The organism is Microvirga sp. GCM10011540, from assembly GCF_042650665.1.
Lineage (GTDB): Bacteria > Pseudomonadota > Alphaproteobacteria > Rhizobiales > Beijerinckiaceae > Microvirga > Microvirga lenta.
In genome coordinates this window covers 1-21,665 of sequence record NZ_JBHSBQ010000034.1, presented here as the reverse complement: position 1 = coordinate 21,665, position 21,665 = coordinate 1, and the positions used below count along the sequence as shown (strand labels likewise).

Genomic DNA, 21,665 nt, shown 5'->3' with positions numbered 1-21,665 from the left:
AAGCAGCTGTTCGTTCCAGTGATGGGCAGACAAGCGCTGGCAGAAAACGCGCCGCCTTGTGTTTGGCGTGCCCTCTCAAGAGCATTTGGGGAAATCCTTTTATGGTCACATCCTGCATCTACCTACAGAAGCTTGCAGTCAGGAGACTGCCGAGGATTGCAAATCCTCGAGCTCCGCGAGCTCAAAGCTCGTTTCCAAGATAGCTGTGCGCCAACAATACTTATGCACACCCGGTCGCCGCTAAGGGCATCAATGAGGCGCGTGCGAAACAACTGATCACCCGTCGTGCGCCACGCAACGGCGACTGCCTACGACCTCCAAATGGGCTGCGCAGAGCTTCCGCCCCCGATCAACTCGGCGTTAGCGGAAACGGTGCCGGCTCAAGAGTTTGTGAATGCATCACAGTATCGCATAGGCAATGGAACCTTAAGCGTGCAGTATAGGGTACTAGGCCTCTTACCGGAGTCCACTGTGATGCAGTCTAGTGACGTGTTTGCGAGTTATCTGCGCTCTTACGAAGTGCATCGCGAAACTGAGATGTCGCTGGCAGAATATCTCGAGGGCTGCCGCGACGATCCCATGATGTACGCGAGTGCATCAGAACGACTCTTGGCTGCGATCGGTAGTCCCGAGGTCATCGATACCGCAAAGAACCCTCGCCTTGGCCGGATCTTCATGAATCGGACGATCCGGGTTTATCCCGCCTTCTCCGAGTTCTATGGAATGGAGGATACCATCGAGCGGATCGTCAGCTTCTTCCGGCATGCGGCCCAGCAGTTGGAAGAGCGCAAGCAGATCCTGTACCTTCTCGGCCCAGTTGGCGGCGGCAAGTCATCTCTTGCCGAGCGGCTAAAGGCCCTGATGGAAGTTCATCCTATTTACGTGCTGAAGGCAAACGATGAGATCAGCCCGGTCTTCGAGAGCCCTCTTGGTCTATTTAATGCCGAACAGATGGGCGACGCACTTGAGGATCGCTATGGCATCCCACGGCGGCGGCTCACCAACCTGATGAGCCCATGGTGCGTTAAGCGCCTCGACGAGTTTCACGGTGACATTTCAAGGTTCCGGGTGGTGAAGATCAACCCATCCCGTATCCGGCAGATTGCGATCGCTAAGACAGAGCCGGGTGACGAGAACAATCAAGATATCTCTTCGCTCGTTGGAAAGGTCGATATCCGGAAGCTCGAAATGCTCTCGCAGGTGGATCCGGACGCCTACAGCTATTCGGGAGGCCTAAACCGGGCCAACCAAGGCATTCTCGAATTCGTCGAGATGTTCAAAGCCCCGATCAAGATGCTTCACCCCCTGCTCACAGCTACCCAAGAAGGAAACTATGTCGGTACCGAGAACATTGGTGCACTTCCGTTCTCGGGAATCATCATGGCACACTCGAACGAGGCCGAGTGGCAGAGCTTCAGGTCCAACAAGAACAACGAGGCATTCATTGATCGTATCTACGTAATTAAAGTACCTTACTGCCTGAGGGTGACGGAAGAGCAGAAGATTTACGAGAAGCTGATCCGAGGCTCGGAGCTTGCCGACGCGCCATGTGCGCCAGCGACCCTTGAGATGTTGGCACGCTTCTCAGTTCTGTCACGATTGCGACCGCATGAGAACTCGAACCTCTACTCCAAGATGCGCGTCTACGACGGCGAGAGCCTCAAAGAAGTTGATCCGCGTGCCCGGAGTCTTCAGGAGTATAGGGATGCCGCCGGGGTCAACGAGGGGATGGACGGGATCTCGACGCGATTCGCGTTTAAGGTTCTGGCCGCGACATTCAATCACGATACCATCGAGGTTGCCGCCGATCCAGTTCATCTGATGTATATTCTGGAACAGGCACTTCGGCGAGAGCAACTGCCGACGGACATCGAGCGGCGCTATATTGACTTCATCAAAACGGAGCTAGCCCCCCGCTATGCGGACTTTATTGGCCACGAAGTCCAGAAGGCGTATCTGGAATCCTACCACGACTACGGGCAGAACCTTTTCGACCGCTATGTGGCTTATGCCGACGCTTGGATCGAAGATCAGGATTTCAAGGATCCGGACACAGGGCAACTACTCAACCGGGAGCTTCTCAACCAGGAGCTCACAAAGATCGAGAAGCCGGCTGGCATTGCCAATCCGAAGGATTTCCGAAACGAGGTGGTCAAGTTCGCCTTAAGGTCGCGGGCAAGCAACAACGGCCGGAATCCATCGTGGACGAGCTATGAGAAAATCCGGGAGGTGATCGAACATCGGATGTTTTCTCAGGTCGAAGAGCTCCTTCCCGTCATCAGCTTTGGGTCAAAGAAGGACAGCGAATCCGAGAAAAAGCACGGAGAGTTCCTACAGCGGATGGTGGGCCGAGGCTACACGGAACGACAAGTTCGTCGTCTAGTTGAGTGGTACATGAGAGTGAAACAGGCAGGGTGAATTCGATCTTGCCGGAGTTGGCGTCGCAATGAGTATTATCGACCGCCGTTTGAATCCGGGCGGCAAAAGTCTGTCCAACCGCCAGCGATTTCTGCGCCGGGCCAAGGCTCACGTGCAACGTGCTGTTCGGGACGGCTCCGGTGAGCGCAGCATCAGCGATCTAGAGAAAAGCGGCGAGATCATCATTCCAGCTGAGGGGGTCCGTGAGCCCCGTTTCCGGCGCTCCGCGACTGGTGGTTTGCGAGACTACGTGCTGCCTGGCAACAAGCGGTTCGTCGAAGGTGACGCACTCGAGCGAGAAGTGGGCGGTTCGGGGAGCTCCCCTTCGGCCAGCAGTGGCGGCGAAGAAGAGGATGAGGTTCGCTTCATTCTCAGCCGCGAGGAGTTCCTCGACCTCTTCCTTGAGGATCTTGAGCTTCCGAATCTCGCCAAACGGCGCCTCGCCACCTCGGAGGTACAGGGCTTCCGACGGGCAGGGTACTCCGCCACAGGCTCTCCGGTAAACCTCGCCCTCCTGCGCACGATGCGCAATGCACTATCCCGGCGTATTGCCATGAGGCGCCCCAAGAGCTGTGATTTGGTAAGCCTCCAACAGGAGATCCAGCATCTCGAGCATCAGGGCGGGTCTGACAGCCGGCTGGCCGATCTGCGGGAGGAGCTTGTGCATTTGCAGCAGCGCATGCGTAGGATCCCCTATGTCGACCCAGTGGACCTGCGTTATCGCCGGATGGAGCCCGCCCCAAGACCGATCGCCCAAGCCGTTATGTTCTGCTTGATGGATGTATCCGGCTCCATGTCCGAGCACATGAAAGATTTGGCCAAGCGCTTCTACATGCTGCTTTATATCTTTTTGACACGTCGGTACCAGCGCGTAGACATTGTCTTCATCCGTCATGCCCATGAGGCCGAAGAAGTAGACGAGTACACCTTCTTTCATAGCCCTGAGTCGGGCGGCACGGTTGTCTCGTCCGCCCTGCGCAAGATGCAGCGGATCGTTGCGGAGCGGTATTCTCCGCAGGACTGGAACATCTACGCGGCCCAGGCGTCGGACGGGGACAATTCGCCAGATGATAACAGGGCCTGCGCTGCCCTTCTGACAGAATCCATCCTGCCCATGTGCCAGTACTTCGCCTACCTTGAGGTTGGAGCTGAAGAGAACAGAACGACTACAGGCTTTATCAAGCATAGGACGACCCTTTGGCAGACTTACGAGCCGTTGCGGGATAGGGGTGCCATTGCCATGCGCAAGGTCACTCATCGTCGAGAGATCTACCCTGTGTTCCGCGAGCTGTTCCGCCGTGGGGGTGTTGAGGAGGCGGCGTCGCCATGAGCAAATCCGCGCATAACCGCCTCATCTATGGAGGGTCCGATTGGGATTTTGGAATGCTCCAGCGGGCCTACGAGGCTATTGAGGCGGTCGCCGTTGGTGAACTCGGACTCAACGTTTATCCCAATCAGATAGAGGTAATCACGGCCGAGCAGATGCTCGACGCGTATGCTTCGACGGGAATGCCTCTGTTCTATAAGCACTGGTCCTTCGGAAAGCACTTTGCATTCCATGAAGCAGGGTACCGTCAAGGCCTGATGGGGCTCGCCTACGAGATCGTCATCAACTCGAACCCCTGCATCTCCTACATCATGGAGGAGAACACAGCTACCATGCAGACCCTGGTAATGTCGCACGCCGCATTTGGGCATAATCATTTCTTCAAGAACAACTACCTGTTCAAGGAGTGGTCGGATGCCGATGGCATACTGGACTATCTCGAGTTTGCCAAAGGCTATATCGCCCGTTGCGAGGAGCGTTACGGTGAAGTGGCTGTGGAGCGCATTCTCGACGCAGCGCATGCGCTGATGTCTCACAGTGTGCATCGCTATCCGCGTAAAAGGCGTCCAGACCTTCATTCGGAGGAGCGGCGGGAAGCGGAGCGCCGCCGTCATCATGAGGAGACTTACGATGACCTCTGGCGAACCGTTCCGTCCAAGGGAGCTCCGTCTGAAACGAAGATGATTGAGGAGAAACGCCGCGCCTTGCTGGAGCTGCCACAGGAGAATATCCTCTATTTTCTAGAGAAAGTTGCTCCACGCCTTCTGCCGTGGCAACGAGAGATCCTCCGGATCGTCCGTCAGATCGCTCAATACTTTTACCCGCAGCGCCAAACGAAAGTGATGAACGAGGGTTGCGCCACCTACTGCCATTATCGGATTCTCACCAGCCTGCACGAACGAGGACAGATCAGCGATGGCGCATTCCTAGAATTCCTGCAGTCACATACGAACGTGATCTACCAACCCGAGTTCGATGAAAAGCGCTACGGCGGGATAAATCCATATGCTCTTGGCTTTGCCATGATGCAGGACATTGAACGAATATGCATGCATGCGACCGATGAGGATCGCGATTGGTTCCCGGACATCGCTGGCCGCGGTAACGCGATGGCTGTTCTACAGGATATTTGGGCGAATTACCGTGATGAGAGCTTTATTGCCCAGTTCCTCAGTCCGAACCTGATCCGGAACTGGCGCATGTTTCATCTTGTTGATGACCCGGATGACCCTGAACTGCGCATTGCCGCGATTCACGACGAGCGCGGATACGTAAGGGTGCGTCGAATGCTTGCTCGGCAACACGATATTTCATGGGGCGATTCTGATATCCAAGTGATGGATGTGGATCTGAGTGGTGACCGCCGACTTCTAGTCCATCATAATGTTCTGAACCATACGCTCCTTGAGCAAGAAGACGCGAAGCACGTTCTTCAGCATCTTTCTGATCTCTGGGGCTATGATGTTCTCCTCAAGGAAGTTGATGTAACGACAGGGGTAGTACTGAGAGAGCATTCAGCGCAGACACGTCCTCTCTTCTTCTAATGACAAGGCCGACTCTGCCCCCGCGTCAGTCGCAAAGCGGGTCGATCCTCTATTGGTCCGGAGTTAATGAGTCGGATGCTTCGAGGTGGGTTCAAGCCACCAGAATGGCGTAGAGACTCGGCTGAGTGGTAAGGAGCTTTGTCGCAAATCCCAAGATGCAAAGAGGATGTAGTAGCCCCCTTTGACCCACTCATGCGACCAAGAGACGGAATAGCTCAGCGAGCGGGAGCCGCGAATTGAAGGCGTACTTCGCCTGCCGCTCGCGTATCATGTGAGCCATCTCGATCCTGCTGAGGATCACCTGTATAGTGGGGATAGACATAAGGCCAACCATGGGTCGGAGCCATCGCTTTATCGCAAGGCAATCTTGCCCGATAGCATCATTAAGGGAGCGACTTTGACGGATGGAGGCCAACTTCAGCTAATGTCGTGATCGGCCTTAGATTCGGTTCGTCGTATCGCAAGACAGGATTACCCGACGGTTCGTCTCACTGTCGTCGAGCATGATATTGTCTGTGCGAACCTGCCGCTCGAACGCCCTGCGCAGAATGCTTTCGCAGCTGTGACATCTCGCTTTCGCTGAGCCAGCGCTCGACCGTGTCACCATTGCTGTCGATTGCCCCGTAGAAATGCACGCAGCGCCCACGGAGTGTTGATACATGACCAGTGCTATGGCCTTTCCTGCGGACAGGACGCGTGGCTCGATTGATGTCCTCCAGCAGTTCGGATGAGTAACGAGCAACCCGGCGATGCACGGTTGCGTGGTCGGCGAAGATTCGGCGCTGAGCTGACATCTGTCGGGTTTCCCGAAAGGGAAGGGAGGGCCCGAAGCTGCCCTTCACAAGCCGACCTAGGCAGCGCTTCGGCGGCCTATCCAGAACAGCCGTCGCGCAATCCTGGAAAGCGTCTCCAGGTAAAGGTACAGGACAGGAGTGATGAAGAGGGTTAGCAACTGCGATACGAGCAGGCCGCCGATCACCGCAACCCCAAGCGGTTGGCGCAGTTCAGAGCCGGCGCCCTGGCCAAGGGCAATCGGAACCGCGCCTGCCAAAGCCACCGCTGTGGTCAATATGATTGGACGAAAGCGGATCAGGCAGGCCTCACGGATCGCAGCGGACGGGGAGAGACCTTCACGCTGGCGGACAAGTGCCTGATCGACCATCATGATGGCATTCTTCTTGACGATCCCAAACAGCAACAGGATGCCAATCAGCCCAATAATGCTCAATTCCATCTGGTAAAGGTGGAGGGCGGCCACCGCTCCAATGGCAGCGGCCGGCAGGCCAGCCAGGATCGTGATCGGATGGACAAGGCTCTCGTACAGCACGCCGAGGACAATGTAGATAGTCAGGATCGCCGCCGCGAGCAGCAGCGGTTGATCGCGCACCATATCCTGGAAGACGCGCGCTGTTCCGGCAAAGCCCGCCGTTACAGTTGCAGGTACGCCTTCCTCGAACTTGAGAGCATTGATTCGGTTTACGGCCTCACCAAGCGCAACACCGGCCCGTATTTCAAAGGAGATCGTTACAACAGGCCGCTGTCCCAGCTGGGTGACAGCGCGCGGGCCGGCCGTTCGCTCTATCGTGGCAAAGGATGAGAGGGGGATCAAAACGCCACTTGTTGATCGGATGGTCACAAGGTCGAGCAGGTCCATGGCCCGGGCAAGGCGAGGATCAAACTCTATCAAAACTTGATAGCTGTCCGCCGGGCCACGGATCGCCGCCGCCTTCCGGGCGGCAAAGCCGGTGTGCAGGGTCGAGCCCAGCTGCTCTGCGGTAATCCCGAGTTGGCGGGCCTTGTCGTAGTCGACGCGGATCGTGGCCTGCAAGGCTGTCTCCTGCGCATCGGTCCTAACGCCGACGAACATAGCATCCTGGCCCATCCGGTGAGCCAGCCTTGCCGACCAGTGGTGCAGGTCGGCAAGCGTCTGGGCCTGCACCAAAAGCTGGTACGCGCTCCGGCCAGGCTGCCCTCCCATTCGAGCATTCTGAGCTGTTGTAACAAGGCTGTCGATGCCGGGTAGCTGATCCAGATCGCGCCGAAGATCTTCCAGCACCTGCGCAAGGGCGGGCCGGTCAGCCTTGGCCTTCAATTCGACAAACAATCGCCCCTCGTTGAGACTTGCCGTACCTGTCGCGCCGAGGTCCGAGATCACCTCTGCCACGTGAGGGGAAGCGCGCAATACCTGCTCGACCTGACGCTGCAACTCGACCATGGCCGAAAACGAGACATCCTGGCGCGCTCGGGTCGCGATTGCGATCTGCCCGATATCCTCCTGCGGAAGGAAGCCCTTCGGAATAGCCCGCAACAGCCAACCGGAGGCGACAAGGCTGATGAGGAACACGATCAGCATCAGCGGACGAAAGCGCAGGCTCAGATCTAGGCATACGCCATAGCAGTGTGTCAGCCCCGACATTGCACGATCAGCCAGGTTGGGCCGGCCGGCTTCTTGCGACTTGGAACTGGCCAAGTGGGCGGCGAGCATTGGCGTGAGGCTTAAGGACACCAGGGCGGAAATCGTCAGCGCGACAGAGACTGTGATGGCGAATGGGCTAAGGATGCGTCCGACAACTCCATCCATGAGTAGCAGCGGAATGAAAGCTGCGACGAGAGATGCGGTGATCGATACAACTGTAAATGAAACCTCTTTCGCGCCCTTCAGGGCTGCCTCGTGCGGTGGGGTTCCAGCCTCAATGTGACGCACGATGTTGTCTGTCACCACGATGGCGTCATCGACAACGAGGCCTACCGAGAGAGTCAGAGCCAGCAGGGTGATGTTGTCCAAGGACAAGCCCAGGGCGTACATGGCCGCAAAGGTGGCCACAATCGAAACCGGAATGGTGACGCTTGGAATCAGCGTCGTAGCAAGACGGCCGATGCCGAGGTAAAGGAAGGCGCAGACAAGGCCGATGGTGAGCGCCAGGGTAAAGGTGACATCTTCGATGGCCGTGCGGATCGAGATCGAGCGGTCGCTCATCGTGCTGAGGGATACGCCAGGCCCCAGCTCTTCCTGAATACGAGGCAGAGCTGCTTGAACCTTGTCCACCACGTCGATTGTGCTGGCCCTCGACTGGCGCTGCACGGCCAAAACCAGCGCGGGTGAGCCATCGTGCCAGCTAGCGCGCTGATCGTCCTCGACGGAGTCGATTACCTTGGCGACATCCCCAAGGCGAAGCGGTCGACCATTGCGGTTTGCTACAATGAGATCAAACCAGGCTTTTGCGTTACCGAGCTGGGTGGAAACCTCGATGGTGAGCCGCTGGTTCGATCCCGTGAGAGAGCCGACGGGCATATGAGCATTGGCGGCACGGACGGCGCGCTCCACCTCGTCCACGCCGATGCCACGAGCAGCTAGGATAAGGGGATCAAGCTGGATCCGCACGGCATACTTTTGATTGCCGGAGAGCGTGACCTGCGCGACGCCGGAAAGTGCTGACAAGTGTGGTAAGACTACGGTGCGGGCGAGCGCATCGAGCCGCCAGAGAGGATGGGTGTCGCTTCTCAGGACGATCAGCAAGACTGGGGCATCCGCAGGGTTGAGCTTACGGAAGACGGGTGGGTCCGCCATTTCAACTGGCAACTGCGGCTGGGCGCGGGCGATGGCGGCTTGGACATCTGTAGCCGCCAGATCGATGTCGCGCTCCAGGGCAAACTCCAGAGTGATCGAGGACGCACCCTGAATGTTGGTAGCGCTGATCTCTCGAACGGACGGGATGGTCGAGAACTCCTTGATCAGTGGTGTCGAAACGGTTGCCGCCATGGTTTCAGGGCTCGCACCGGGCAGCCCGGTCGAGACGGAGATGGTGGGAATATCAATTCGGGGCAGGGCGGCGACAGGAAGATACCGATAGGCCACAAGTCCAGCAAGCGTCAGAGCGGCGGTCAGCAGGAGTGTGGCAATAGGCCGTCTGATGAAGGGAGCCGAAAGGTTCATTGGCGCATGGGTCCGGCGTGGGCGGTGCGGGGACTCTGCGCCAGCGGCTTGGGAGCTAGAGCTGTCTCTGCTATTGAACTGCCGTTCCGCAGCCGCGCGTGACCTTCGACTACCACGCGCTCTCCGGGGTTGACCCCTTTGGCGATGACCACTTCGTCATTCTTTGTGTCGAGAGGCTCAACCCGGCGCACATCGACGACGTCCCCTTGTCTGACGACGAAGACATAAGGGCCGCTGTCGTCCGTCTGCAATGCAACGAGCGGAACGGCCGCCGCCTCTGGATGTGTGCCCAGCGTTAGTTCAACGCGAACATACTGACCCGGCCACAACCCGTGGCTGGCCTTCAGGGTCGCCTTCGCTAGGATGGTGCCTGAACCGACATCGACTGACGAGTCGATGAATGTAAGGTCCGCCTCTGTCGAGGCTTGGCCGCTCTGGTCGGCGAGAACGCGCACATGGCCCTTGCCCTTGGGATCTGCAAGAGCCGCGCGCATCAGCGGAAGATCGCGCTCCGGCAGAGAGAACGAAACCTGCAATGGTGACATCCGTGTGATGGTGACCAGCCCATTCCCGGACAGATCGGAGCCGCGCACGACATGACCTTCGCCAGCCTGTACGACACCGACACGCCCTCCAATCGGCGCCGTGATCCTGGTGTGCGCCAGCCTGGTCCGCTCCATGGCGAGAGCTGCCTCACTTGCCGCAACATTGGCGGCCGCGATCCTAACCTCGGCGTCGGCCTCTTCGGCCTGGGCCTGTGTGGCAACGGATCGCGTTAGCAGTTCCTGAGTACGCTTCAGCGCAGCCTGCGCTTTTGCCAGCAAGGCTCGGTCGCGGGCTAGGACGGCCTCACTGCGGACGATCTGGGCCTGGAGCTCTCGGTCGTCGAGGCGGAACAGAAGGTCCCCCGCTGCAACTACCGCACCGTCACGGATGCGCCGCTCGACAATGGTGCCGTCGATGCGGGCCCGCACAGTGACGCTCGCTGTCGGCTCGATCCAGCCGATGCCCGTTCGGATAATAGGCATCGCCCTTGCACGGACCAGAGCGGTGATCACGGCAATCCGAGGCGGATTCTTCTGTGACGTGGGGGGCTGTACTGATGCTGGAGGCAAGGGATCCCGGCTTAAGATCCCTAGTAGTCTGAGAGCCGAGGTCCGAGTCGCAGCCTGTCCTTCTTCTGATAACAAGTACCAAAGCCCTCCGGCGGAGGTGAATAGAAGCAGGAGAATAGCACTGCGGATCATTGACATTGCCCCGTCATCCATGACGGCCACATGTGCTCCTGTGGATCGAGCACCAGTCCGCTGAAGGGTAGGTCGAGGACCCTCCATATTTCGACCAGGGCTGCGGCCAGGGCATCGATATGGGCATCCGTGTGAAGCGGGCCCGGCGTGATGCGCAGGCGCTCCGTGCCGCGGGGCACGGTGGGATAGTTGATCGGCTGGATGTAGATCCCGTGCTTCTCCAGGAGGCGGTCCGAGGCCGCCTTGCAGGCCTCGGCGTCTCCGACCATGACCGGGACGATATGGGTGACGGTGTCCATGAGGGGAAGGCCCGCCTCCTTGCCGTGCAGGTCCGCAAGCTCGGCCTCGAGCTCGACAATGGGGTGGTTGTTGCCCGCGATGTTGCGCGCTCCCCCGGCGCCGGCGCCGGTGCCTAGGCGCCAGGCCGTTTCGACCATGGCACGGGCCACGTCCCGGCTCTGCCACATGCCCAGATAGTCGTTCGAGCAACGCCAGATTGCGCTAGAAAAGCTGCCGGCAATGCGTTCGAGGTCGAGAAGAGAGCGATAGCGCCGCTCAGCCTCAAGCCTCGCAATGGCGACATCGAAGTCGCTGGTATATTTCCTACGAGAAGGCGCTTTCCAGATCGGCTCGGGCGCTGACTTGCCGATCCAGACCAGAGCGGGAGGACGGGCCAGCAAGGCCGCGGCTGTCTCGCACCGGCCACTCGCCCCATCGGTTTCCGTACGCTTCACCAGCATGGTGGAAACTGCGGATTGCTGTGGCATTGCCTTCCCATGACCATTGCAACCCCCTCGTTCGGCCTCTAGCCGCGTGGCTTCGTCAGCCGGGAGCCTCTCCTAAGATCATTGTGATTGAGACGGCATGGCGTTCAATACGGCCAGAGGTCCGAGGTAGGAAGCGACTTAGGTCCGGTCAGGACCCACAGCGCGGAGCGTCCCGCAAAGTGGGAGGATTAGGCATCCAACTCCCGTCCAAGCACCCGACTTTGCCCATTATGTTGCGTTGGCTTCGATATCGGGTGTGAACTCGCTGTCGGTCCGCCCGTTATCCCGGTTCGGCGCAATACCTGGGAGCGGCTCAACGGCGTCTGCTGATAGCTTCCGCACCTCGTGAATCGTGATCGTCCGTGCAATGGTATGCTTCTTTCGATATGAGGCAGGATGTTCAAGGGCACTATAGCCACAGCCCGTGGGGTGATAGGTGGTAGATGCGGCAGCCATGACCGCGGCACCGAGCTATGAAACTGGGGAAACCTCAGTAACTCGCTTGGTGAGGTACCTGCGGAGAAACGGATCGTCGTGTGACGTCGCTTTTGAACCGAACATGACGCCCTCTGGACCTTCCGCAGAAGCTGCCACGATCATCTTCCGCAGAAGCTGCCACGATCATCTCAAGCAGCTTGTAGAACTTGGATCAGTTCGTGAGCAAAGCTCTCACTCGCAGGTGGAAGCGTCCGCTCGGCCTTCTTGATGAGCGAAACGTCACGGGTGAACCCAGGATCATCAACAGGGCGCGCTCGCAGGGTCTGCTCTGCCCGAACCTCCATGGCGGACCCGGGCAGTATGGCAGCGCCCAATCCCGCCCGGACCATTCCCACCGCGGTCGACATGTACGTAGCCTCGGCTGCGATAATGGGCAGCCGACCGGCCGCGAGAAATGCCGCATCCAGTACCGCGCGCACGCTTGTGGTCGGGTGCATCAGGATGAGCGGGTGCCGAGTGAGGGTGTCGACGTCGATCCGTCTTAGGTCCCCGAGGGGATGACCAGCCGGAAAAACGACGTGCATGTGATCTTGTGTTGTATGTAGGATCTCAAGATCCGAATCGACAACACGCCCACCTGTCAGCCCCAGGTCAACCTGCTCCTCGCGTACCTGAGCAATAACCCCGCTTGCGATTACATCGTGGATCACAAACGAGATCCTAGGGTGCCCTTCCCGGAATTGAGCGATAACCTCGGGCAGGATACCTGAGGCGAACGAGGGCAGGGCAGCCAGACGCACGATCCCGTGCCGCTGGGCGGCTACATCCCGAGCCTCGGCAACAACCGCATCAAAATCTCTGATGATTCGCTGCAAGGCTGGAAGCAGCTCCCGGCCGGTCCTGGTGAGCGAAACCACGCGGGTGTTCCGATCGAACAAGCGCACACCTAAAGCTCCTTCAAGGTTGCGGATGTGCACCGTGAGCGCCGGCTGGGACAGGTTCAGGTGGCCCGCTGCCCGGGTGAAGCTGCCAAGCTGGGCTACCGTCACAAAGGAGCGGATCTGGCGGAGGTCCGGATTCATAGCGAGATCCTATTACTGTAATCCAACCATTTCAATTGTGTGATCCCCGGATCCCGCATGTAATCGGCTGGAGGTTCGGAAACACCCATGAAGCAGATCAGAATCGGCGCAGGTGCAGGCTATTCCGGTGACAGGATCGAACCGGCCATCGAGCTCGCCGAAAGGGGGGAACTCCAGTACCTCGTCTTCGAATGCCTTGCCGAGCGCACCATCGCTTTGGCTCAACAGGCAAAGCTCAAGGATCCTGGAGCGGGTCATGATCCGCTTCTAGCGGAGCGGTTGCGTGCTGTTCTGCCGCTCTGCCACGCCAGGGGTATCCGGGTCGTGACCAACATGGGGGCAGCGAACCCCATCGCTGCGGCCGAACGGACCCGCGTCGTCGCACAGGAGCTTGGGCTCTCAGGCCTGCGGATTGCAGCGGTCACGGGCGATGACGTCCTGCCTCATTTGTCCGGCGCGTGCTACTGGATCGAGGAAACCGGAGCTTCTGCTGCCGATCTCGGCAACCGCATGGTGTCGGCCAATGCTTACATCGGAGCGCAGCCGATCACCGAAGCGCTCAGCCAGGGAGCGGACATCGTCATCACCGGCCGGGCTGCCGACCCGTCGCTCTTCGCAGGCCCTATTATTCATGAATTCGGCTGGGCTATGGACGACTGGCACCGGCTGGGACAGGCTACCCTGATCGGGCACCTGCTCGAATGTGCCGGGCAGGTGACGGGCGGATATTTCGCCGATCCAGGCTACAAGGATATTCCCAACTTGGCGCGGCTGGGCTTTCCCATCGGCGAGGTCAGTGAGGACGGATCTGTTGTGATTACGAAGGTGGCGGGCTCGGGCGGACGAGTCACGCCAGCCATATGCAAAGAGCAGATCCTCTACGAGATCCACGACCCAGCCCGGTATGTCACTCCGGACGTGATTGCCGATTTCTCGAACGTAACCGTCGAAGAAATTGGCTTCGATCGGGTTCGCATCCAAGGAGCCTCAGGCCGCTCTAGGCCCGAGACACTGAAGGTATCTGTCGGGGCGATTGAAGGCTTCGTCGGCGAAGGGCAGATCTCCTATGCCGGACCCGGAGCCCGCGCCCGTGGCGAACTCGCTCTCGCCATCGTCAGAGAACGTCTGACACTCACCGGCGTCCGCACCTCCGAGCTGCGGTGCGACCTCATTGGTGTCAACTCGCTCCACGGTGACAGGCTCTCTGGCAACGGCGAACACGAGCCCTACGAGGTCCGCGTGCGTGTTGTCGGGCGCACGGAAGTTTTTGATGAGGCGATGCGGATCGGGAATGAGGTCGAGACCCTCTACACCAACGGCCCAGCCGGCGGAGGAGGGGTTGCGAAGTCCGTCCGTGAAGTCGTCGGTATCCTCTCCACCTACATTCCGCGAGAGCTTGTTGACCCCACTCTTCACTACGTGGAGTGCTGAGATGAAGCTCCGTGAGATCGCTCACTCCCGCACCGGTGACAAAGGCAACACGTCCAGCATTTCAGTGATCGCCTATGATGAGCGTGACTACCCGCTTCTCCTGCAGTATGTCACGGCTGAACGGGTCAAGGCGCACTACGGCGCCCTCGTGGCTGGCGATGTGACTCGCTACGAGATCCCGAGCCTCGGCGCCTTAAATTTCGTCCTGCGTCAGGCCCTCGGCGGCGGCGTCACCCGCTCGCTGGTCCTCGACACTCACGGCAAGAGCCTGAGTTCGGCTCTCCTCGACCTGGAAATCCCAGGCGAGGGAGACCCAACCAATTTGCTGATCAACGGCGATGACATCAACGAACCTCAGAGGAAACACCCATGAAACGGATGACGTGGACCGCTGCCACCTTGGCTCTTGCCGGGACCTTACTGGCTGCCCTGCCTGTCGCGGCGCAGAACTATCCAAATCGCACCATCAAGTTCATTGTGCCGTTCGCTGCTGGCAGCGCCACGGACGCTCTCGCGCGCATTGTGGGCGAGCATGCGTCCAAGACCCTGGGACAGACAATCATAGTAGAGAATATGGCTGGTGCGAATGGCGTCATCGCTGCTCAAAACGTCGCTCGGGCTGAGCCGGACGGGCACACGGTTCTGATCACCACCAACACGACCCATGGGGCCAACCAGAGCCTGATGAAGAGCGTGCCGTACGATGCGATCACCAGCTTCGAGCCAGTGACCAAGCTCGGCACCATCACGCTAGCACTGATCGCCAATCCGTCCGTGCCGGCGAAGTCGGTGCAAGAGCTAATTGCCCATGCCAAGAAAAACCCGGGAAAGCTCACCTTCGGCTGGGGGTCCAGTTCCTCACGGGTTGCTGGCGAGATGCTAAACACGCTCGGCGGGATTGATATTGCAGACGTGCCGTATCGCAGCAATCCGCAAGCGATCACCGATCTCCTCGGCGGCCAGATCTCGCTCGTATTCGCTGATCTCTCGACGACTTTGCCCCAGGTGCAGGCTGGCAAGGCACCGGGCCTTGCTGTCTCGACGGCCAAGCGCAGCCCGCTGGCGTCCGATCTGCCGACCATGGCGGAAGCAGGCGTTCCTGGCTATGACCTGGCGGCGTGGTTCGCAGCCTTTGTGCCGGCGAATACGCCAAAGCCTGTCGTCGATAAACTGCACGGTTCCCTTGTGACGGCCGTAAATGACAAGGCAACGCAGGAGAAGCTCCTGAAAGCTGGCATTGAGCCGGAAACCAGCTCTCCGGAGGAGTTGAAGGCGTTCGTTGGCTCTGAGATCAAGAAGTGGGCCGACATCGTGAAAGCTGCCGGTATTCAACCGCAATGATCGTGCTCAGTAAGATCAGCGCCCGACTAATTACGGCCATTTAGATGCTTTGTAGCGTCCAACTGGGCGGGTTTGCGAGCCCTCATCTCCGCAAACCCGCCCGGATTGAGGTGGCACTTGTCACGGTCAGCCACATCGTTCGCGTACTCATCGTGATGACAGGCGCTGCGCTGGCAGTTGCAGCTTTGTGACGCAGGAGACGAACTGCACGTACGGCAGGCTGATACGGACGACACAAGGAGCGAACCAATGGGGGCCCTTGGAACGCGGCTGATATAACTCGCACTTCTGTGGGCAGGGAAAGCGGATCTTCCGAGGCCGTCAGAGGTATTCCAGGCGAGTCCCGAAGCAGGCCCACGGCTCGTTTTGTCGATGGTTTTCGGAGCTGACTGCATCAACGTTGCTGCGCCGACTTGTTCCCCTGGCTCAGTAACATTCAACATTCACGAGACCAATCTGCATAACTGTTCAACCTGTTGAAGCGCTGGACAGTCGATCCTGGGTCGAACGCCTCCCCATTTAAGGAACTGATCGCGGAAGATGCAGAACACTTCTGCTGACGCACAACCTTCATAGAACCGTAGGGTGACTGTCACAACGGACACCTAAGCCACCACCGTCGAGACCCAAGCATGGTTTCCGGAGGCAGGCGAGCGTGAAGATCATCCAGATCACCGATACACACCTCAGTTTTTTGAAGCCCCATTTCCAGGAGAATTGGAGGCCTCTCGTGGAGTGGGTCGATGCGCTGGAGCCGGATCTAGTGGTCCACACAGGTGACCTTACGGTCGACGGGGCAGACTTTGAGGAGGATCTTGTCCACGGCCGCGAGATGTTGCGCGATCTTCGCTGCCCAACGCTATGTGTGCCGGGAAACCACGATATCGGAGACGTACCGGGCACACGGCAGCCCGTCAACAATGAACGCCTGGCACGCTGGCGAGAAATCATCGGCCCGGATCGCTGGGTACACGATCTGGGCGAATGGCGGCTTGTCGGGTTGAACAGTCTGATTATCGGATCGGAGTCGTCCGAGGAAGACGAACAGCTCGCTTGGCTCGAGGACACCCTGCGCACCCGGGAGGGAAGACGGGTTCTCGTGTTCAAGCACAAGCCGCTCTTCGTAGAGAGTTCAGAAGAGGGCAAAACTGGTTACTGGGGGCTGCCTCCCGAATCGCGGCGCCAGCTACTTGCACTTTTTGCGGAGCATGGGGTGGAGTTAGTTGCCAGTGGGCATCTGCACCGTGCGCGGATCGTTGATGGTGCTCCTTTCCGGTGCGTGTGGGGACCTTCCTCCGGATTCACCGTCGGCCCAATGGTGACCATGCCAGTCGGTGAGGCGATCCTGGGTGCTGCCGTACATATTCTTGGCCCGACTATCGAGAGCAGCATCGTCTCCTTGGAGACCTTAAAGCCGTTTGTCATCGATGACGTGCTCCAAGAGGTCTACCCGCCAGCGCCAACGGAGGCTTCACTATCATGAGCGGGTTGGCTCTTCGCGGAATCTTCAAGGCATACGGCGACAATCACATCCTGCGGGATGTGACCATCGAGGCTAGGCCAGGCGAGTTCGTCGCGCTTGTCGGTCCCTCGGGCTGCGGGAAGACGACCCTCCTGCGCATCGCTGCTGGCCTTGATCACCCCGATCAGGGCAATGTTTCGCTCGGCGACCACGACATGACGGCCATGCGGCCGTCGGCGCGGGACATTGCCATGGTGTTCCAGTCCTATGCCCTCTACCCGCACCTGACCGCGGGACAGAACATCGCCGTTCCCCTCGCGATGCGACACCTCACGGTTTGGCAACGTCTTCCTGGCATTGGAAGTCTCCTGCCGGGGCAGCGGGCCATCCGCGCCGACATCCAGAGACGGGTGCTTGAGACGGCCCGGGGCCTCAGGATCGACCACCTGCTCGACCGCAAGCCCGGCCAGATGTCCGGTGGACAACGGCAGCGTGTAGCCCTCGGGCGTGCCCTCGTCCGCAGCCCGGCTGCGTTCCTCATGGATGAGCCGCTCTCCAACCTCGACGCCAACCTGCGGGTCCACACCCGTGCGGAAATAGTCGAGTTGCACCGACGGGCGGGGGTCACGACACTCTACGTCACCCACGACCAAGCCGAGGCCCTGAGCATGGCCGACCGCGTGGCGGTCATGTTGGGCGGCCGTCTGCTCCAAATTGATACACCAGAGGTGATCTACGGGAACCCGGCACACGTCGAGGTCGCGCGCTTCATCGGCAGTCCGCAGATCAACCTCCTCGACGGCGAGGTCGACGCCAACCATGGCGTGCGCATCGGTGGCACTCTCTTCACCGACGGGGTTAAGGCGATGCCGGGCACGTCCGTGACCGTCGGCTTCCGTCCCGAGGCGATCAAGCTGGGTGGCCCGGGACAGGCAGGCCTCGGCGCCTCCGTCCGTCGCATCGAGTTCCTCGGCTCCGAGGCCCTTGTCTTTCTCAAGCTGGTGGCGGGAGGGGCATCGCTGGTCGCGAAGCTCGCCCCTGCTGAGGCGACGGCGTTTGTCCCGAGGCAGGCGGTCACGATCATGGTGACTTCCAGGGATGTGCTCGTCTTCGGGGGCGATGGCGCGCGCCTGCCAATCTCTCCTCCGATGAGGATGGTCGCCAATGGATAGTATTGCGCTTCCCGGCGCCCCCCGGGCGTTAACGCCCGATCCGGCGGCGGCCGCCCGCACCTCGGAGGCGTTTGCTGGATGGCGGTTGGCTGGCCCTGCCGTAGCCCTTCTGATCCTGCTCATCCTGCTACCCACCGTTGCCGTGGTCACATTGAGCCTCACTGATTTCGAGCTAGGGTACGACGACATCCGGTTCATCGGCCTAAACAACTACCTCGAGTTGCTCGAGGACCGCACGTTCTTGATCTCGCTCGGCAACACGCTGACCTACACCCTTGTCGTGACGCCGCTGTCCGTGGCGCTAGGCCTCGGTGCGGCGCTCCTCATTGAGGCGGAGATGCGCGGGCGGGCGGTATTCCGCACGATCTACTTCCTGCCCGTGGTGTCGTTGTTAGTGGCAATGGCGACTGTCTGGCAGTACCTCCTCCATCCCACCATCGGCCCGGTGAATGCCCTCCTGGGCCTCATCGGGATCGAAGGACCCAACTGGCTGGGCGGCAGCGACACTGTCCTGCTGAGCCTTGCCCTCATTGGCGTATGGCAGGCGGTCGGGTTCAACATGGTGCTGTTCCTGGCGGGGCTCACCGCCATTCCCCGGGCACTATATGCAGCTGCGGAAGTCGATCGGGCCGCAACGGCCTGGGATAGGTTCTGGCTTGTTACGTGGCCGATGCTCGGCCCCACAACCCTTTTCGTCGTGACCATCAGCGTGATTAACGCGGTGAAGGTGTTCGAGACTGTCTCGACCCTGACGCAGGGCGGACCGAACCGCGCCTCCGAGGTGCTGCTTTGGACGATCTACCAGGAAGGGTTCGTGTACCTGCGTGTCGGCTACGCGTCCGCGATGACAGTCGTGTTCCTGGCGATCCTGATGGTTCTCATGGTGCTCCAGTACCGCGCCCTCGACCGACGGGTTCACTACACATGACATCACAAGACTGGAATACCACCCGCGCTTTACGCTTGGCGGTCCTGTCGGCCGGCGCGCTCGTCTTCCTCGCGCCCCATGTGTGGATGCTGTCCACCGCCATGAAGCCGCGCGAGGAGATCTTCTCTTCGTCCCTGAACCTCATCCCGGAGCGCTGGGCGGTTGTCGAGAACTTCTCGAAGGCTTTCACGCGGGTGCCGATGCTGCACCTATTGATGAACGGGGTGATCGTCTGCACCGTCATCCTTGTCGTGCAGGTTCTGGTCGCGTTGCCTTGCGCCTATGCCCTCGCGAAGCTGCGCTTCCCAGGAGCCCGCGCGCTGATCGCCGCGATCATGCTCGGGCTGCTCGTGCCAATCCATGCGGCCGCACTGCCGATCTACGTAGCGTTGAGCGAGGCAGGAGTGCTGAACACCTACTTCGCGTTAGCGGCGCCGTTCATGATCTCCGTCTTTGCAATCTTCCTGTTCCTGCAATTCTTCCGGGCCATGCCGGACGACCTGATCAACGCGGCCCGGCTCGACGGCATGTCAGAGTTTGGCATTGTGCTGCGGGTCATCGTCCCGAACGCTTGGCCAGCCATCACTGCGTTCTCGATCTTCTCCGTGGTGGCGCACTGGAACGATCTGTTCTGGCCGCAGATCGTGGTGACCGAGACCGCGATGGCGCCCCCGCCGCTCGGACTGATCTTCTTCCGCGCCGCCGAGGCTGGGGACGACTACGGCGCGCTAATGGCAGCCACGGTGGTCGTCACGGTGCCACTGCTCGCAGCCTTTCTGCTCGCCCAGCGGCGCTTTATCGAGGGCATCACCCTTACCGGGCTGAAGGGCTGAGGTTCAAGCTTTCAACGACAAGTAACTTCTTACCACGCACAAGGAGAAAAGATGTGATCAGGATCAAGACAGTGCTTGCCGGGGTTGCCCTGGCCACCTCGCTCGCCGGTGGTGCGCTGGCCGAGACAACCCTCAACGTCCACTACCCGATGCCGGGCTTCTTCAAAGACGTGATGGACAAGATTTCGAAGAGGTTCATGGAGGAGAACCCCGACATCAAGATCAACTTCGTTAGCCCGTCGCCTACCTATGAGGAGGGGCTGCAGCTGATCCTGCGCCAGGCGGGGACACCTGAGATGCCGGATGTGACCTTCGTCGGCCTCAACCGCCTCAGAGTCGTGGCGGAGCGCGACATCTCGGTTGACCTCAAGCCGTTCGTCGCAAAGGACGGCAAGATGGTTGAGCAGGGTTTCAGCGATAATATCCTGAAGCTCGCGCAGTTTGGCGGTCAGCAGGCCGGGCTGGCTTTTGCGACCTCAAACCCGATCATGTACTACAACGCGGATCTTTTCCGCCGCGTTGGTGCTAATCCCGACGTGCCGCCAAAGACTTGGGAAGAAGTAATTGAGATTGCGGCGGAGATCAAGAATCTGGGCGATGGCATCCAAAGTATTGACTTCCGCTGGCAGGGTGATGACTGGATGTTCAGCGCGCTCCTCTTCGGGGCCGGTGGGACCATGCTGACGCCGGATGAGAAGAAGGTCGCCTTCGACGGCCCTGAAGGCCTCGCTGCGATCAGGCTCCTCGACCGCATGGTGAGGGAGGGTGGAATGCCAGTCCTCACCAAGAGCAACGGTGAGCAGGCCTTTGCCGCCGGCAAGATCGGCTTCGCGTTCCAGACCACGGGTGGTTTGCGCAACGTGATCAACAACGTCGGTGAGAAATTTGACCTGCGCACCGCCCCAATCCCTCTGCTGTCCCCTGAGGAAGGACGCTTGCCTACGGGCGGCAACGCCGCCGTAATGCTGACCAAGGATCCCGCGAAGCAGGAGTCGGCTTGGAAGTTCATCAAGTTCGCCGCCGGCCCCTACGGTGCGTCCGTCGTCGTTCCCGGTACGGGCTATGTCCCCAACAATGAACTCGCGGCGAGCTCCTCCGAGTACCTCGGGGAGTTCTACCAAAAGAGCCCGCTCTTCAAGGCAGGTCTTGAGCAGATGCCGAAGATGATCCCTTGGTACGCCTTCCCAGGCTCAAATGGCGTGAAGGTCACCCAGACGATCGTAGATAACCTCTCACGCGTGGTGGAGCAGAAGGCGACTCCTGAGAATGCCCTCGCCGATGCAGCGCGGGAGGTTCAGCGCTTGCTACCTCGCAAATAACGCGATCTGGATCTATTAATTGCGCCTGATCCTTGAGCGGATCAGGCGCACGAACAATTACGCTGTTCACAAGCGTAGGCTCACCTAGTCACGCTTCTTACACGGACCACTCCTGGCGCACCTGAATTCTCAGCCCTAGATGTCTGATCCCAGGGTTTGATGGTGCGATATTGTCCTCAGGATGGAGGGACGCGCTATGGGCCAAGTTCTCCATGGGAGCGCCACGACGACAGAGGCGATCCGTCGAGCAATACAAAATAGTCAAGCGAGCCTGAGGGCTCTGGCCGAGCGCCATGGCATCAACCCCAAGACTGTCGCCAAATGGAGGAAGCGGGATACCACCGCAGATCGCCCGACGGGGCCGAGAGCCCCGCATTCCACGGTGCTCTCGGTCCAGGAAGAGGCGATCATCGTCGCCTTCC

16 protein-coding genes are annotated in these 21,665 nt (G+C 59.6%); 12 read left to right on the top strand and 4 right to left on the bottom strand.

Annotated features, from left to right (window positions below; all coding sequences use genetic code 11):
• Positions 1-474: 474 nt before the first annotated feature.
• Genes ACFOYU_RS12330 through ACFOYU_RS12320 form a run of 3 tightly spaced genes read left to right on the top strand, consistent with a single transcriptional unit; the run spans position 475 to position 5,289 of the window.
• On the top strand, positions 475-2,418 hold the full coding sequence (locus ACFOYU_RS12330) for a PrkA family serine protein kinase (RefSeq protein ID WP_377033801.1): 1,944 nt from the start codon (positions 475-477) through the stop codon (positions 2,416-2,418).
• Between the two features lie 28 nt (positions 2,419-2,446).
• Positions 2,447-3,748 carry a YeaH/YhbH family protein gene (locus ACFOYU_RS12325; protein ID WP_377033800.1) on the top strand — a complete coding sequence of 434 codons (1,302 nt, stop codon included), beginning with the start codon at positions 2,447-2,449 and terminating at the stop codon, positions 3,746-3,748.
• Entirely contained in the window at positions 3,745-5,289 is a 1,545-nt protein-coding gene (locus ACFOYU_RS12320) for a SpoVR family protein (protein WP_377033799.1), read from the top strand. The genes ACFOYU_RS12325 and ACFOYU_RS12320 overlap by 4 nt, the downstream gene beginning before the upstream one ends.
• An 850-nt stretch (positions 5,290-6,139) precedes the next feature.
• Here the strand turns inward: ACFOYU_RS12320 and ACFOYU_RS12315 are convergent.
• The 4 genes from ACFOYU_RS12315 to ACFOYU_RS12300 all read right to left on the bottom strand — a co-directional run bounded on the left by ACFOYU_RS12315 (position 6,140) and on the right by ACFOYU_RS12300 (position 12,757).
• Positions 6,140-9,223, bottom strand: coding sequence for an efflux RND transporter permease subunit (locus ACFOYU_RS12315; protein ID WP_377033798.1), 3,084 nt, complete (start codon positions 9,221-9,223; stop codon positions 6,140-6,142).
• Positions 9,220-10,281: an efflux RND transporter periplasmic adaptor subunit gene (locus tag ACFOYU_RS12310; RefSeq protein WP_377033797.1), complete on the bottom strand. Its 1,062-nt coding sequence runs from the start codon at positions 10,279-10,281 to the stop codon at positions 9,220-9,222. Before ACFOYU_RS12310 ends, ACFOYU_RS12315 begins: the two co-directional genes overlap by 4 nt.
• 185 nt (positions 10,282-10,466) lie before the next feature.
• A complete protein-coding gene (locus ACFOYU_RS12305) occupies positions 10,467-11,237 on the bottom strand; it encodes an aminotransferase class I/II-fold pyridoxal phosphate-dependent enzyme (RefSeq protein WP_377033796.1) in 771 nt (256 codons plus the stop codon).
• A gap of 626 nt (positions 11,238-11,863) precedes the next feature.
• Positions 11,864-12,757, bottom strand: a complete 894-nt coding sequence (locus ACFOYU_RS12300; RefSeq protein WP_377033795.1) for a LysR family transcriptional regulator — start codon at positions 12,755-12,757, stop codon at positions 11,864-11,866.
• Between the two features lie 87 nt (positions 12,758-12,844).
• Between ACFOYU_RS12300 and ACFOYU_RS12295 the strand changes: the two genes are divergently transcribed.
• From ACFOYU_RS12295 to ACFOYU_RS12255, 9 genes are all read left to right on the top strand, one after another.
• On the top strand, positions 12,845-14,188 hold the full coding sequence (locus tag ACFOYU_RS12295) for an acyclic terpene utilization AtuA family protein (RefSeq protein WP_377033794.1): 1,344 nt from the start codon (positions 12,845-12,847) through the stop codon (positions 14,186-14,188).
• A gap of 1 nt (position 14,189) precedes the next feature.
• The gene (locus ACFOYU_RS12290; protein ID WP_377033793.1) at positions 14,190-14,561 is read left to right on the top strand and encodes a hypothetical protein; all 372 of its coding nucleotides are present in this window, start codon (positions 14,190-14,192) and stop codon (positions 14,559-14,561) included.
• Entirely contained in the window at positions 14,558-15,529 is a 972-nt protein-coding gene (locus ACFOYU_RS12285) for a Bug family tripartite tricarboxylate transporter substrate binding protein (RefSeq protein WP_377033792.1), read from the top strand. The genes ACFOYU_RS12290 and ACFOYU_RS12285 overlap by 4 nt, the downstream gene beginning before the upstream one ends.
• 655 nt (positions 15,530-16,184) lie before the next feature.
• Positions 16,185-17,012: a metallophosphoesterase family protein gene (locus ACFOYU_RS12280; protein ID WP_377033791.1), complete on the top strand. Its 828-nt coding sequence runs from the start codon at positions 16,185-16,187 to the stop codon at positions 17,010-17,012.
• Positions 17,009-18,163, top strand: coding sequence for an ABC transporter ATP-binding protein (locus tag ACFOYU_RS12275; RefSeq protein ID WP_377033790.1), 1,155 nt, complete (start codon positions 17,009-17,011; stop codon positions 18,161-18,163). Before ACFOYU_RS12280 ends, ACFOYU_RS12275 begins: the two co-directional genes overlap by 4 nt.
• Positions 18,156-19,091: a carbohydrate ABC transporter permease gene (locus ACFOYU_RS12270; protein WP_377033789.1), complete on the top strand. Its 936-nt coding sequence runs from the start codon at positions 18,156-18,158 to the stop codon at positions 19,089-19,091. The genes ACFOYU_RS12275 and ACFOYU_RS12270 overlap by 8 nt, the downstream gene beginning before the upstream one ends.
• A complete protein-coding gene (locus ACFOYU_RS12265) occupies positions 19,088-19,924 on the top strand; it encodes a carbohydrate ABC transporter permease (RefSeq protein WP_377033788.1) in 837 nt (278 codons plus the stop codon). The genes ACFOYU_RS12270 and ACFOYU_RS12265 overlap by 4 nt, the downstream gene beginning before the upstream one ends.
• Before the next feature lie 53 nt (positions 19,925-19,977).
• On the top strand, positions 19,978-21,243 hold the full coding sequence (locus ACFOYU_RS12260) for an ABC transporter substrate-binding protein (protein WP_377033787.1): 1,266 nt from the start codon (positions 19,978-19,980) through the stop codon (positions 21,241-21,243).
• Between the two features lie 196 nt (positions 21,244-21,439).
• A partial coding sequence (locus ACFOYU_RS12255) for a helix-turn-helix domain-containing protein (RefSeq protein ID WP_377033786.1) occupies positions 21,440-21,665 on the top strand: 226 nt, incomplete at its 3' end.